Raw genomic sequence first — 12,368 nt, 5'->3', positions numbered from 1 at the left:
ATGATCGCCCCGTGGCCATCTCACCGAAGCTGCTGAACGAGGGCGAAAAAGTCGTCATCGACACGCGCACCCACGTCAAGGCGCTGATCCTCCCGATCCTGATGCTGGTCGTGTTCCTCGCGATCGGCACGTTCGTGCAGGTCAAGGTCGACCAGGGCGTCGTCGACAAGGGCGTCTGGATCCTGGTCGCGATCGGCGTCATCTGGTTCGTGCTCCGCCCGCTGGTCATCTGGGCGACCGCGACGTACACGTTCACCGACCGCCGCCTGATCACCCGCACCGGCGTGATCGTGCGCCGTGGGCACGACATGCCGCTGGCACGGATCAGCGACATCGCCTACGAGTTCGGCCCGATCGACCGGCTGCTCGGCTGCGGGACGCTGCTGATCTCCGACGCGAGCACGCACGGCACGATCAAGCTGCACGACATCCCGCGGGTCGAGGACACCCAGCGCACGCTCAACCAGATGCTGCAGAAGCTCCACGACCCGTCGGCAGGGCATGACGGAGTCTGAGACAGGACCCGGCCCCGAGGACCTCGAGCGGGCCATCCTCGGCGAGACCCCGGTCTTCAACGCGCAGGACGTCGCGGCGCAGACCGGCGTCACGATGGACGAGGCGCGCCGGCTGTGGCGCGCCCTGGGCTTCCCGGAGCACGGTCTCGAGACGGCCTACACGGACGCGGACACCGAGGCGCTCTCGACGCTGATCGGCATCGTCCGCTCCGGCCTGATCGACTTCGACATGGGCGTCAACCTCACCCGCGCCGTCGGGCAGACGATGGCCCGGCTGGCCGACTGGGAGGTCTCGGCGCTCGTCAACCGGGTCGAGGAGCTGGCCGCCGACCCCGACAGCCCGACCGGCCGCACCGGTTCCGCGCTGCGCCTGATCGACGAGATCAACGGGCCCTTCGAGGACCTGCTGATCTACGTGTGGCGCCGCCACCTCGCCGCGGCCGTCGCCCGCGTCGAGGCGCTGCGCGCCAACGAGGAGGACCTCAACACGGTGCAGCTGACCGTCGGGTTCGCCGACATCGTCAGCTTCACGGCGCTGTCGAACCGGCTCACCGAGGACCGGATCGGCGACCTGGTGGAGCTCTTCGAGTCGCGCTGCGCCGACGTCGTGGCCACCCAGCGCGGTCGGATCATCAAGAGCATCGGCGACTCGGTGCTGTTCGTCAGCGACGACCCGGTCCGCGCCTACGACATCGCCGAGGGGATCATCAACGTCGTCGGCCGGGACCCGCGGATGCCCGACGTCCGGCTCGGTCTCGCGAGCGGCTCGGTCGTGATGCGGCTGGGCGACGTGTTCGGCCCGCCGGTCAACCTGGCGGCCCGGCTGACCGCCGTCGCCCGCCGCAACCGGATCATCATCGACGCGGCCACCGCCGACCTGCTGCCGTCCGACCAGTTCGAGACGCGACCGCTCCCGGCGCGACCCGTGCGGGGCTTCGGCATCGTGGAGCCGGTGTCCGTACGCCGTACCTGAGCGCCGGTCCGCGACCGTCTTGTCAAGGCCGGTCCGGCCCGCGGATGAGAAATGTCGTGGTTTCGGTCACGCCCGGGCGCTGACCTTCCTACCGTGTGTGGATGATCGAGGTGCAGGACGTCCGACTCGATCCGGACACCCGGCGCGCGTGGCGGGGCAACGACGAGATCGTCCTGTCGCGCAAGGAGTTCGACCTGGTGCTCGCGCTGATCAGCCGGGCCGGCGACATCGTCAGTCGCGAGGACCTGATGCGCGACGTGTGGCACACGACGTTCTGGACGTCGTCGAAGACCATCGACGTGCACCTCGGCTGGGTGCGCCGCAAGCTCGGTGACGACAGCCGGCACCCGCACCTGATCACCACGATCCGCGGGCAGGGCCTGAGGTTCGAGAAGGTCGACCTCCGCAGTCCCGCTCCGTGACCAACCCCTAGGCTTCCGGTGTGCCTGCGCCCGACCCGACTCACGCGCCCACGCTCGCCGTGATCGGCGGCGGCCAGCTCGCCCGAATGATGGCCGAGCCGGCGGCAGCCATGGGCCTGCCGCTGCGGCTGCTCGCCGAGGCCGAGGGCGTGTCCGCCGCTCAGGTCATCCCCGACCACGTCGTCGGCGACTACCGCGACCTCGACACGCTGCGGGCGGTCACCGCCGGGTGCCCCGTCGTGACCTTCGACCACGAGCACGTCCCCACCGAGCACCTCCACGCGCTCGAGGCGGACGGCGTCGCCGTGCGTCCCGGACCCGACGCGCTCGTGCACGCGCAGGACAAGGGCGTGATGCGGGAGCGGCTGGCCGCTCTGGGCGTCCCGTGCCCCCGCAACGCGATCGTCTCCTCGGTCGCGGAGGTCGAGGCGTTCGGCTACCCGTGCGTCCTCAAGACCACGCGTGGCGGCTACGACGGCAAGGGCGTCTGGGTCGCTCGCACGTCTGCCGACTGCGACGACGCCTTCGCGGCGGCCGAGGCGACCGGCGTCCGCATCCTCGCCGAGGAGCTCGTCGACTTCCGCCGCGAGCTGTCGGCGCTCGTCGCGCGATCGCCCAGCGGCCAGGCCGCGGCGTACCCCGTCGTCGCCTCGACCCAGCTCGACGGCGTGTGCCACGAGGTGATCGCCCCGGCGCCCGACCTCGACCCCGAGCTCGCCGGCCAGGCGCAGGAGATCGCGCTGCGGATCGCGGGCGAGCTCGACGTCACCGGTGTGCTGGCGGTCGAGCTCTTCGAGACCGTCGACGGCCGGATCCTCGTCAACGAGCTCGCCATGCGACCGCACAACACCGGGCACTGGAGCCAGGACGGCGCGGTCACCTCGCAGTTCGAGAACCACCTGCGTGCCGTGCTCGACCTGCCGCTCGGCTCGCCCTCGCCGCGGGCCAGGTGGACGGTGATGGTCAACATCCTCGGCGGCCCCGACCAGTCGGTCGGGCGCCTGTACGACGGCTACCCGCACGCGCTCGCCCGCGACCCGCACCTGCGGGTGCACCTCTACGGCAAGGACCTGCGACCGGGCCGCAAGGTCGGTCACGTCAACGCCTACGGCGACGACCTCGACGACTGCCTCGAACGAGCCCGCCACGCGGCCGCGTGGTTCCGTGGCGACCTGGGAAACGAGAGTGAGTGACCACATGTCCGCACAGGTAGGCATCGTGATGGGGTCGGACTCCGACTGGCCGGTGATGAAGGCCGCGTCCGAGGCGCTGGCCGAGTTCGACATCGCCTTCGAGGCCGATGTCGTCTCCGCGCACCGGATGCCCGAGGAGATGCTCTCCTACGGACGGGACGCCGCGTCGCGTGGACTCTCCGTGATCATCGCCGGCGCCGGGGGAGCGGCCCACCTGCCGGGCATGCTCGCCGCGGTCACGCCGCTGCCGGTCATCGGCGTACCCGTGCCGCTGAAGTACCTCGACGGCATGGACTCGCTGCTCTCCATCGTGCAGATGCCGGCCGGGGTCCCGGTCGCCACCGTCGCGATCGGCGGCGCCCGCAACGCCGGTCTGCTCGCCGTACGCATCCTCGCCGCGTCGTCGCCCGAGCTGCGGGAGAGGATGACCGCCTTCCAGGCCGAGCTCAGGACCACCGCCCAGGACAAGGGTGCGGCCGTCCGCAGCGACTCCGGCCCGCGGCGGATCGGCTTCTGACCACCGGCCCCTGATCGAGAAAGGCCCCTGGGCCTGTCGCCCGGTGGTTGAGGGAGGCCCCCCTGGAGGCCTGTCGCCCGGTGGTTGAGGAAGGCCCCCTGGGGGCCTGTCTCGAAACCCCCGCAGCCCTCGCGCGGGCGCGTTGGCTGCGCGACCTCCTCAACCCCCGGCGGCCTCGGTCAGCGCCCGGACGCCGGGCAGCTGTGCGAGGGCGTTGACCACGACGGAGAACACCAGCAGCGCGACCGCCCAGGTCTCGTGGCCGACGTCCCACAGCGCCAGCGACGCGAGGCCGAAGACGACGACCTTCACCAGGGGGCGACGCACCGCACCGCCGTACGCCGCCCGGGGCGATGCGAACAGGAACCACAGCGTCATCGCGACCAGCGGCAGCAGCCACACGAGCAACCAGCGCGGGTCGTGCGCCCAGCCCCAGACGCCGAACGCCGCGACCGCGAGCAGCTCGTCGACGAAGACGAGCGCGAGCACCCACCAGCCGAGAAATGCCATGCCTCATCCTCCCGGGTCACTAGCGTGCGACGCATGCTGTTTCCCGAGTCACGAGCGGCCCTCGACTTCATCGCGGGCGACACCCCCGTCTGGACCGAGGGGTACGACGTCGGTGCGGCCCGGGCCGAGGCACGCGCGGCGGCCGCAGCCGAGTCCCGCGAGGAGGTCGCGGAGGTCCGCGACGTCGACGCCGACGGCGTGCCGTGCCGGTTCTACCGACCCGAGGGGGCGGGCGACGGCCTGGTCATCCACGCGCACGGTGGCGGGTTCGTCTTCAACGACGTCGACGTGCACGACGCCGCTGCCCGTCGGCTCGCCAACCGGAGCCGGATGGCCGTGCTCAGCGTCGACTACCGCCGTCCGCCCGAGCACCGCTTCCCGGCCGCACCCGACGACGTGTCGACCGCCGTCGCCTGGGCGGAGCGGCACCACGACGGCCCGACGTACATCCACGGCGACAGCGCCGGCGCCAACCTCGCGCTGGTCGCAGCGCTCCGCCACCCGGGCAGGTTCCGGGCCGTCGCCCTCATCTACCCGTTCCTCGACCCGACCGCGGCCTTCGACTCCTACCGCACCAACGCGCACGGCTTCGACCCGCGCGAGGCGGCCTGGTACTGGGAGCAGTACGCCGCGAGCCCGGCCGACCTGACCGACCCCGACCTCGCACCCCTGCTGTCGGACCGGCTCGGCACCCTGCCGCCGACGCTGGTCGTCACCGCCGAGCACGACCCGCTACGTGACGAGGGGGAGCACCTCGCCGGCCTGCTCGCCGAGGCGGGCGTCGAGGTGACCGGGACCCGTTACCTCGGTCAGCTGCACGGCTTCTGGCGTCACCACGCCGTCTTCCCGTCGGCGGAGCCGCTGATGCGACAGGTCGCGGGGTTCCTCGCCCAGCACGGCTGACAGGATGACCCCATGCGCGTGCACCTCGGCTGCGACCACGCAGGCCTCGACCTCAAGGACCACCTGACCGCCTGGCTCACCGAGCACGGCTACGAGCCGGTCGACCACGGACCCTTCTGGTACGACGCCGTCGACGACTACCCCGTCTTCTGCCTGCGCGCCGCCGAGGGCGTGGCGGCCGACCGGGCCGCCGGGCTGGACAGCCTCGGCGTTGTCATCGGCGGCTCCGGGAACGGCGAGCAGATCGCGGCCAACAAGGTCGTCGGGATCCGCTGTGCCCTGGCCTGGTCCGAGGACACCGCCAGGCTCGCCCGCCAGCACAACGACGCGCAGGTCGTCGCCGTCGGTGGCCGGATGCACTCCCTCGAGGACATGACCCGCTTCGTCGAGCTCTTCCTCGCCGAGCCGTTCACCGACGAGGAGCGCCACGTGCGCCGGATCGGCCAGCTCACGGCGTACGAGGCCACGCACGAGCTGCCGCCGCTGCCCGCCCGACCGACTGATGCCTGAGGGGCACACCCTCCACCGGCTGGCCGACGAGCTGACCGCGACCTTCGGCGGGCGGGTCGTCCGTATGGGCAGCCCGCAGGGTCGCTTCGCGGACTCGGCGGCGCTGGTCGACGGCCAGGTGCTCGTCGGTGCGGAGGCATGGGGCAAGCACCTCTTCGTCGAGTTCCCCGACGAGCGCTTCGTGCACGTCCACCTCGGCCTCTACGGCCACTTCGACGTGCACGCCGGCGTCACCGAGGTGCCGGCTGCGATCGGCCAGGTGCGGCTGCGGCTGGTCGCCGCCGACCGCGACTGGCACGCGTACGCGGATCTGCGCGGCGCCACCACCTGCGAGCTCGTGACCCGCGCCGAGCGGGACGCGGTCGTCGCGCGCTCGGGCCCGGACCCGCTGCGCGAGGACGCCGACCCGGCCCTCGCGTGGGAGCGGATCCGGCGCAGCAAGGCACCGATCGCCGGGCTGCTCATGGACCAGAGCGTCGTCGGAGGGATCGGCAACGTGTACCGGGCGGAGCTGCTCTTCCGGCACCGGATCGACCCCTTCCGGCCCGGCAACACCCTGCGCCGCGGGCAGTGGCAGGCGATGTGGGACGACCTCGTCGTCCTCATGCAGGACGGCGTGCGCACCGGCCGGATCGACACCGTCCGCCCCGAGCACATGCCGGAGGCGATGGGCCGTCCGCCGCGCAAGGACGACCACGGCGGCGAGGTCTACGTCTACCGGCGCAACGGTCAGCCCTGCCACGTCTGCGGCACGCTGATCCGCACCGTCGAGCTCCAGGGCCGCAACCTCTTCTGGTGTGCGCATTGCCAGCGCAGGTTCCGGTCCCGAGCACTACAGTCCACCGCAACACCGTGACCCGAACCCATCACGAGGACCGACGATGACCGCACCCCCCGCGGCGGACCGGGGCGCCCGGCCCTCCCGGGGCCGTGCCCCCCAGTGGCGACCCGGTCTCGGCATCGCGCCCGAGAACCGGACGCTCTTCTGGCTGGTCGTGCTCTCGGTCGTGGTCACGGCGCTGGTGCTGATCTGGCCGACGATCGCGCCGATGACGACGTTGATGGTGCCGCTGCTGCTCGGCAGCCTGCTGCTCAGCCCGCGTCAGCTGCCGTGGTTCGTGGTCTCGCTGATGGTGATGCTGATGCTCGCCATCGCGCGCCAGGTGGAGGTCACCCCGCGCACCGTCCTCGCGATCGCGATCCTCTACACGATGTGCTTCATCGTGCTGCTCACCTCCTTCCGCCGGTCCCGCCTCGGCGTCGCGGGGGTCCAGGGCGAGTCGATGCTGGTCGACCTGCGCGACCGGATCCTCGGCCAGGGCGGCATCCCGCAGCTCCCCGGTGGTTGGCTCGCCGAGACGGCGCTGCGCTCGGCAGGAGGTACGCCGTTCGCCGGCGACTTCGTCGTGTCGACCGTCCCGCGCGGCACTCGGCGCCTGGAGATCGTCGTCGTCGACGTGTCCGGCAAGGGGGAGCAGGCCGGCACGCGCGCCCTGCTGCTGTCCGGGGCGTTCGGCGGCCTGCTCGGCGCGCTCCCGCCTGCGTCGTTCCTGCCGGCCGCCAACGACTACCTGCTCCGCCAGGACTGGGACGAGGGCTTCGCGACCGCCGTGCACCTCTCGCTCGACACCTCGACCGGTGCGTTCGAGCTGCGGACGGCAGGTCACCCGCCGGCCGCGCAGCTCGACGCCGGGTCGGGTCGCTGGACCGTCCACCAGGGGGAGGGGCCGGTGCTCGGGCTGATCGAGGACGCCGAGTTCACCGCGGTCGAGGGCGTGCTGCGGCCCGGTGACGCGCTGCTCCTCTACACCGACGGGATGGTCGAGACCGCCCGCCGGGAGCTCGAGATCGGGATCGACCGGATGCTCGGCAGGGCCGAGAGCCTGCTCCGTGGCCGGTTCGAGGGCGGGGCCGACCGGCTGGTCGACGCCCTCGGCTCCCGCAACGACGACCGGGCTCTGGTGCTGGTCCACCGGCCCTGAGCGCTCCTGAGGGCTGCTGTCCCGGTTGGGGAGTGCGGGGCTCGATGTGGCACGATTGCACCCGCTCTGGGCATCCGCGCCCGCAGCGTGCGGATGTAGCTCAATGGTAGAGCCCCAGTCTTCCAAACTGGCTACGCGGGTTCGATTCCCGTCATCCGCTCCAAGCAGGGTTCGAGCGCCGGTAGAGCGGGGCGAAGACCCCACTTGCCGGGGCGTAGCGTAGTGGCTAGCGCGCCTGCTTTGGGAGCAGGAGACCGCAGGTTCGAGTCCTGTCGCCCCGACGCACCGCACCGACGCACCAATCATCAGAACTGATAGAGGAGAAAGCCTGTGAAGAGCGCCGTCGAGACCTTGAGCCCGACCAGGGCCAAGCTGACCGTCGAGGTGCCCTTCGAGGAGCTCAAGCCGAGCCTCGACGCGGCGTACCAGCAGATTGCCAAGCAGATCAACGTCCCCGGCTTCCGCCGCGGCAAGGTCCCGCCGGCCGTGATCGACCGTCAGGTCGGCCGGGGCGCGGTGCTCGACCAGGCCATCAACGAGGTCGTCCCGCAGAAGTACATGGAGGCCCTCCAGGCCAACGACCTGCAGCCGATCGCGCAGCCCGAGATCGAGGTCACCAAGTTCGAGGACAACGAGGCGCTGGAGTTCACCGCCGAGGTCGACGTCCGCCCCGAGATCAGCCTCCCGTCGTACGACGGTGTCGAGGCCGAGGTCGAGGACATCGAGCTGACCGACGAGGACGTCGCCGAGCAGGTCGAGGCGCTGCGTGAGCGCTTCGCCACCCTGATCGACGTCGAGCGCCCGGCCGCCGACGGCGACTTCGTGGTCATGGACCTCAAGGCGACCAAGGACGGCGAGGTCGTCGACGGCGCCGAGGTGTCCGGGATGTCCTACCGCGTCGGTCGCGGCGGCATGCTCGACGGCCTCGACGAGGCGCTCACCGGCCTGTCCGCCGGCGAGGAGAAGGTCTTCACCTCCGAGCTGGTCGGCGGTGACCTGGTCGGCGAGAGCGTCGAGGTCGCGGTCGCCGTCAGCCAGGTCCAGGAGCAGGAGCTCCCCGACCTCGACGACGAGTTCGCCCAGATGGCCTCCGAGTTCGACACCGTCGAGGAGCTGACCGCCGACGTGCGCGAGCGCCTCGGCCGGGGCCGCCGCCTGGAGCAGGCCGCCTCCGCCCGCGACGCCGTGCTCGAGCAGCTGCTCGAGCGGGTCGAGATCCCGCTGCCCGAGGTCGTCGTCACCGACGAGCTCAACGCGCGTCGTCGCAACCTGGAGCAGCAGCTCGCCTACGCCGGCATCACCATGGAGAAGTACCTCGAGGACGAGAAGCAGACCCTGGAGGAGTTCGAGGCCGACCTCGAGCGCCGGGTCCGGGACGCGGTCGCCGCGCAGTTCCTCCTCGACGAGATCGCCAAGGTGGAGGAGTTCGGCATCGACCAGGCCGAGCTCTCCGAGCACCTGATGCGTCGCGCCCAGCAGTCCGGCCAGGACCCGCAGGAGTTCGCGAACCACATGTTCGAGCACAACCACATCCCCGAGCTCGTGCAGGAGATCCTGCGCGGCAAGGCCCTCGCCCGCGTGGTCGAGAGCGCGGTCGTCAAGGACGCCTCGGGCAACGTGGTCGAGCTGAAGAACCTGCGCCCCGACGGCACCATCGGTGAGCCGGAGGCCGAGGTCGAGGAGACCGAGGCCCCCGCCGAGGAGCCCGCGGACGCCTGATCCACCCGATAGCCGCTCAGTGCACATATGTGCACTGAGCGGCTATCGTCATTCCATGACCCGCACGGGACCCACCTACCTCGACGCGTTCTCGCTGCTCTCCGAGGTCGCCGACGAGCTCGTCGTCCGCAGCATCCGCGACACGCACGACGCCTGGGCCCACCGGTTCGGCGGCTATCCCGGGCGCACCATCACGCGGGGCGTGTACGCCGGCGCCGGCCTGGGCCTGCGCGCCGCGGCCGCTGCCCTCGACAAGGTCGCCGCGACCGGCGTCGGACCGCGGCTCGAGGACGGTCCTCGGGGACGGTTCGTGAGCTCGGCTGTCAACGGCCTGATCGGTGACCGGCTGGTCTCGGAGCGGCCCCGGCTGGCGATCGAGATGGCGGTCCGCGCCCACGGGCGCGACGTACCTCTGGACGCCGACGGACTCGCGGCCGCCTTCCCTGAGGCGACCGGGCGGGTAGTGGTCTTCGTGCACGGCCTGTGCGAGAACGAGTCCTACTGGAACCGCTGGCGCGAGCGCACCGGCACGACGTACGGCGAGATGCTCGCCGGCGAGGGCTGGACGCCGGTCTTCCTGCGCGCCAACACCGGTCTCGGGCTGCGTGAGAACGGCGCCGCCCTGTCCGCGCTGATGCAGCGCCTCATCGACGCCTGGCCGACGCCGGTCACCCGCGTCGCCATGGTGGGCCACTCGATGGGCGGGCTGATCCTGCGCGCGGCGGGTGCGGTCGCGAGCGACGCCGAGCGGCCCTGGGCGGAACACGTGTCCGACGTCGTGACGCTCGGGACGCCGCACCTCGGGGCGCCGGTCGCCCGCGGCATCGGGCACGGCAGCCGCGGGCTGGGCCGCCTCCCGGAGACCGCCGCCCTCGGCCGGATCCTCGACGTGCGCTCGGTCGGGGTCCACGACCTCGTCGCCGGGCTCGCCGAGGACGTGCCGCCGCTGCCGCACGCGCGCTACCGCCTGGTCGCCGCCACCCTCACCGAGCGAGCCCGGCACCCGGTCGGCCACGTCGTCGGCGACCTGCTGGTGCGGGTGCCCTCGGCGTACGGGCGCGACCGGTACGGCGCGGAGCTGTTCCCGGACGCCACCGTCCTGCACCTGGGTCGCACGGACCACTTCGGCCTGCTGAACCACCCCGAGGTGCATCGCGCCCTGCGAGACTGGCTCGCATGACGTCACCCGATCGCGAGCTGCGCGCCGAGGCGACGGTCGGTGCACCGCCGGACCAGGTCTGGGCACTGCTCACCGACTTCGACCGGATGCCCGACTGGAGCCCCGAGCTGGTCCGGATGCTGCCGCTCAAGCGCGGTGGTCTCCGCGTCGGCCAGTGGTACCTCGGCATCAACCGCCGCAAGGCGGCCGTGTGGCCGACGCGGAGCGTGGTGGCGATCGTCGAACCCGGGCGCTGCGTCGCCTGGGACACCACCTCCAGCGGGGCGCGCTGGATCTGGGAGCTCGAGCCGGGCGCCGACGGTCGGACCCACGTCGTCCACACCCGACCGGTGCCGCGGCGGATCACCCGGATGAGCAAGATCTTCGCGCCGCTGGCGCTGGGCGGCAGTGCCGAGCACGCCGACGAGCTCGAGGCCGGCATGGCGCAGACCGTCGCGCGGCTCAAGGCGGCCGCCGAGGCCTGAGCCGGGGCAAATCCGCTGTTGGCGAACAGGGGGCCGTTGGCCGTGGAAGTGTCCGCCGTTCCGGCTAGGGTCGCACCCGTGACCCAGTACTCCAGCTCCGCTTCCGTTCCGGGGACCCTCGCGCCGCAGCTGAACGGCGGCGGCGGGATGAACGTCCTCGACGACCACATCTACCAGCGGCTGCTCCGCGAGCGCATCGTGTTCCTCGGTTCCGAGGTGCGCGACCAGAACGCCAACGCGATCTGCGCCCAGCTGCTGCTGCTCTCGGCCGAGGACCCCGAGGCCGACATCTTCCTCCACATCAACAGCCCGGGTGGCTCCGTGGACGCCGGCATGGCGATCTACGACACCATGAACTACATCCCCAACGACGTGGCGACCGTCGGCATGGGCCTGGCCGCCTCGATGGGCCAGTTCCTGCTCTGCGCCGGCACCAAGGGCAAGCGCTACGCCCTGCCGCACTCGCGGATCATGATGCACCAGCCCTCCTCGGGCATGGGCGGTTCCGCGTCCGACATCAAGATCCAGGCCCAGCAGTCGCTGCACATCAAGCAGGTGCTGCTCGACCTGATCGCCGAGCACACCGGCCAGCCGCGCGAGCAGGTCGAGGCCGACGCCGACCGTGACCGCTGGTTCACCGCCGAGCAGGCGAAGGAGTACGGCCTGGTCGACCAGGTCGTCAAGAACGCCCGCGACGCCGCCGACGAGGGCCGCCCGGCCCGGCAGAAGGACTGATCGCATGAGCTCCATGACCTCTGGCACGACCCCGGACCTGAGCCCGTCCATGAACTACTACATCCCCCAGTGGGAGGAGCGCACGTCGTACGGCTTCCGCCGCATCGACCCCTACGCCAAGCTCTTCGAGGACCGCATCATCTACCTCGGCTCGCCGATCTCCGACGACGTCGCCAACGCGGTCATCGCCCAGCTGCTCTGCCTGCAGTCGATGAACCCCGACCAGGACATCAGCATCTACATCAACAGCCCCGGTGGCTCGTTCACGGCGCTGACGGCGATCTACGACACGATGAAGTTCATCAAGCCCGACGTGCAGACGGTGTGCATCGGCCAGGCGGCCTCGGCCGCCGCGATCCTGCTCGCCGCCGGCACCCCCGGCAAGCGGCTCGCGCTGCCCAACAGCCGGATCCTGATCCACCAGCCCTACACCGAGGGCACGTTCGGCCAGACCTCGGACATCGAGATCCAGGCCAACGAGATCCTCCGGATGCGTGAGCTGCTCGAGAAGATGATCAGCGACCACTCCGGCCGGGACCTCGAGCAGGTCAGCCGCGACATCGAGCGCGACAAGATCCTGACCGCCGAGGGCGCGGTCGAGTACGGCCTGATCGACGCCGTCCTGCAGTCCCTCAAGGGCACCCCCGCGGTGACCGGCTGACCGCCTGACAGGTTCCTCGTGTCCGTCCCCGCATCGGGGGCGGCACGCGGTACCGTCGGGGAGGCCCTCGGGGTCCCACCCCCT

The 12,368-nt window shown here is 71.5% G+C and carries 15 protein-coding genes and 2 tRNA genes; 16 read left to right on the top strand and 1 reads right to left on the bottom strand.

Going from position 1 to position 12,368, the window contains the following annotated elements; genetic code table 11:
- Positions 1-11 precede the first annotated feature (11 nt).
- The 5 genes from ABLE68_RS02325 (at position 12) to purE (ending at position 3,620) form a co-directional block, all read left to right on the top strand.
- A complete protein-coding gene (locus ABLE68_RS02325) occupies positions 12-515 on the top strand; it encodes a PH domain-containing protein (RefSeq protein ID WP_348869524.1) in 504 nt (167 codons plus the stop codon).
- Positions 502-1,488 (top strand): adenylate/guanylate cyclase domain-containing protein, encoded by a 987-nt coding sequence (locus tag ABLE68_RS02320; RefSeq protein ID WP_348869522.1) that lies wholly within the window; start codon positions 502-504, stop codon positions 1,486-1,488. The genes ABLE68_RS02325 and ABLE68_RS02320 overlap by 14 nt, the downstream gene beginning before the upstream one ends.
- A 101-nt stretch (positions 1,489-1,589) precedes the next feature.
- Positions 1,590-1,910, top strand: a complete 321-nt coding sequence (locus ABLE68_RS02315) for a winged helix-turn-helix domain-containing protein (protein WP_348869520.1) — start codon at positions 1,590-1,592, stop codon at positions 1,908-1,910.
- An 86-nt stretch (positions 1,911-1,996) separates the two neighbouring features.
- Complete coding sequence (locus ABLE68_RS02310; protein WP_425475642.1) at positions 1,997-3,103, top strand: 5-(carboxyamino)imidazole ribonucleotide synthase; 1,107 nt, start codon at positions 1,997-1,999, stop codon at positions 3,101-3,103.
- A gap of 4 nt (positions 3,104-3,107) precedes the next feature.
- Positions 3,108-3,620 carry a 5-(carboxyamino)imidazole ribonucleotide mutase gene (gene purE / locus ABLE68_RS02305; protein WP_348869516.1) on the top strand — a complete coding sequence of 171 codons (513 nt, stop codon included), beginning with the start codon at positions 3,108-3,110 and terminating at the stop codon, positions 3,618-3,620.
- 159 nt (positions 3,621-3,779) lie between these two features.
- Here the strand turns inward: purE and ABLE68_RS02300 are convergent, their stop codons facing one another.
- Positions 3,780-4,130 (bottom strand): DUF2568 domain-containing protein, encoded by a 351-nt coding sequence (locus ABLE68_RS02300; RefSeq protein WP_348869515.1) that lies wholly within the window; start codon positions 4,128-4,130, stop codon positions 3,780-3,782.
- A gap of 33 nt (positions 4,131-4,163) precedes the next feature.
- On the opposite strand from ABLE68_RS02300, the gene ABLE68_RS02295 reads away from it, so the two are divergent.
- From ABLE68_RS02295 to ABLE68_RS02245, 11 genes are all read left to right on the top strand, one after another.
- Positions 4,164-5,033, top strand: a complete 870-nt coding sequence (locus ABLE68_RS02295; protein WP_348869514.1) for an alpha/beta hydrolase — start codon at positions 4,164-4,166, stop codon at positions 5,031-5,033.
- A gap of 12 nt (positions 5,034-5,045) precedes the next feature.
- Positions 5,046-5,543, top strand: coding sequence for a ribose-5-phosphate isomerase (locus tag ABLE68_RS02290; protein WP_348869513.1), 498 nt, complete (start codon positions 5,046-5,048; stop codon positions 5,541-5,543).
- Positions 5,536-6,399 (top strand): Fpg/Nei family DNA glycosylase, encoded by an 864-nt coding sequence (locus tag ABLE68_RS02285; protein WP_348869511.1) that lies wholly within the window; start codon positions 5,536-5,538, stop codon positions 6,397-6,399. The genes ABLE68_RS02290 and ABLE68_RS02285 overlap by 8 nt, the downstream gene beginning before the upstream one ends.
- 25 nt (positions 6,400-6,424) lie before the next feature.
- Positions 6,425-7,525 carry a PP2C family protein-serine/threonine phosphatase gene (locus ABLE68_RS02280; protein WP_348869509.1) on the top strand — a complete coding sequence of 367 codons (1,101 nt, stop codon included), beginning with the start codon at positions 6,425-6,427 and terminating at the stop codon, positions 7,523-7,525.
- Positions 7,526-7,614: 89 nt separating this feature from the next.
- Positions 7,615-7,688 (top strand) — tRNA-Gly (locus ABLE68_RS02275).
- A gap of 45 nt (positions 7,689-7,733) precedes the next feature.
- Positions 7,734-7,806, top strand: a tRNA-Pro gene (locus ABLE68_RS02270).
- A 49-nt stretch (positions 7,807-7,855) separates the two neighbouring features.
- The gene (gene tig, locus ABLE68_RS02265) at positions 7,856-9,244 is read left to right on the top strand and encodes a trigger factor (RefSeq protein WP_348869508.1); all 1,389 of its coding nucleotides are present in this window, start codon (positions 7,856-7,858) and stop codon (positions 9,242-9,244) included.
- A 55-nt stretch (positions 9,245-9,299) separates the two neighbouring features.
- The gene (locus tag ABLE68_RS02260; RefSeq protein ID WP_348869507.1) at positions 9,300-10,424 is read left to right on the top strand and encodes a PGAP1-like alpha/beta domain-containing protein; all 1,125 of its coding nucleotides are present in this window, start codon (positions 9,300-9,302) and stop codon (positions 10,422-10,424) included.
- Positions 10,421-10,888: an SRPBCC family protein gene (locus ABLE68_RS02255; RefSeq protein WP_348869506.1), complete on the top strand. Its 468-nt coding sequence runs from the start codon at positions 10,421-10,423 to the stop codon at positions 10,886-10,888. The genes ABLE68_RS02260 and ABLE68_RS02255 overlap by 4 nt, the downstream gene beginning before the upstream one ends.
- Before the next feature lie 147 nt (positions 10,889-11,035).
- On the top strand, positions 11,036-11,623 hold the full coding sequence (locus ABLE68_RS02250) for an ATP-dependent Clp protease proteolytic subunit (protein WP_348873222.1): 588 nt from the start codon (positions 11,036-11,038) through the stop codon (positions 11,621-11,623).
- Positions 11,624-11,627: 4 nt separating this feature from the next.
- Positions 11,628-12,284, top strand: a complete 657-nt coding sequence (locus ABLE68_RS02245; RefSeq protein ID WP_425475603.1) for an ATP-dependent Clp protease proteolytic subunit — start codon at positions 11,628-11,630, stop codon at positions 12,282-12,284.
- Positions 12,285-12,368: the final 84 nt, after the last annotated feature.

Origin of the sequence: Nocardioides pollutisoli, from assembly GCF_040045055.1 — a bacterium.
GTDB classification, from domain to species: domain Bacteria; phylum Actinomycetota; class Actinomycetes; order Propionibacteriales; family Nocardioidaceae; genus Nocardioides; species Nocardioides tweenelious.
This window is presented reverse-complemented; position numbering and strand designations above follow the sequence as displayed.

What these genes read in the sequence shown, in the direction of transcription:
- ABLE68_RS02260 (WP_348869507.1), top strand. Translation starts at nt 9,300, where the DNA reads ATGACCCGCACGGGACCCACCTACCTCGACGCGTTCTCGCTGCTCTCC.
- ABLE68_RS02285 (WP_348869511.1), top strand. Translation starts at nt 5,536, where the DNA reads ATGCCTGAGGGGCACACCCTCCACCGGCTGGCCGACGAGCTGACCGCG.
- ABLE68_RS02280 (WP_348869509.1), top strand. Translation starts at nt 6,425, where the DNA reads ATGACCGCACCCCCCGCGGCGGACCGGGGCGCCCGGCCCTCCCGGGGC.
- purE (WP_348869516.1), top strand. Translation starts at nt 3,108, where the DNA reads ATGTCCGCACAGGTAGGCATCGTGATGGGGTCGGACTCCGACTGGCCG.
- ABLE68_RS02315 (WP_348869520.1), top strand. Translation starts at nt 1,590, where the DNA reads ATGATCGAGGTGCAGGACGTCCGACTCGATCCGGACACCCGGCGCGCG.
- ABLE68_RS02290 (WP_348869513.1), top strand. Translation starts at nt 5,046, where the DNA reads ATGCGCGTGCACCTCGGCTGCGACCACGCAGGCCTCGACCTCAAGGAC.
- ABLE68_RS02245 (WP_425475603.1), top strand. Translation starts at nt 11,628, where the DNA reads ATGAGCTCCATGACCTCTGGCACGACCCCGGACCTGAGCCCGTCCATG.
- ABLE68_RS02310 (WP_425475642.1), top strand. Translation starts at nt 1,997, where the DNA reads ATGATGGCCGAGCCGGCGGCAGCCATGGGCCTGCCGCTGCGGCTGCTC.
- ABLE68_RS02295 (WP_348869514.1), top strand. Translation starts at nt 4,164, where the DNA reads ATGCTGTTTCCCGAGTCACGAGCGGCCCTCGACTTCATCGCGGGCGAC.
- ABLE68_RS02320 (WP_348869522.1), top strand. Translation starts at nt 502, where the DNA reads ATGACGGAGTCTGAGACAGGACCCGGCCCCGAGGACCTCGAGCGGGCC.
- ABLE68_RS02300 (WP_348869515.1), bottom strand. Translation starts at nt 4,130, where the DNA reads ATGGCATTTCTCGGCTGGTGGGTGCTCGCGCTCGTCTTCGTCGACGAG.
- ABLE68_RS02255 (WP_348869506.1), top strand. Translation starts at nt 10,421, where the DNA reads ATGACGTCACCCGATCGCGAGCTGCGCGCCGAGGCGACGGTCGGTGCA.
- ABLE68_RS02250 (WP_348873222.1), top strand. Translation starts at nt 11,036, where the DNA reads ATGAACGTCCTCGACGACCACATCTACCAGCGGCTGCTCCGCGAGCGC.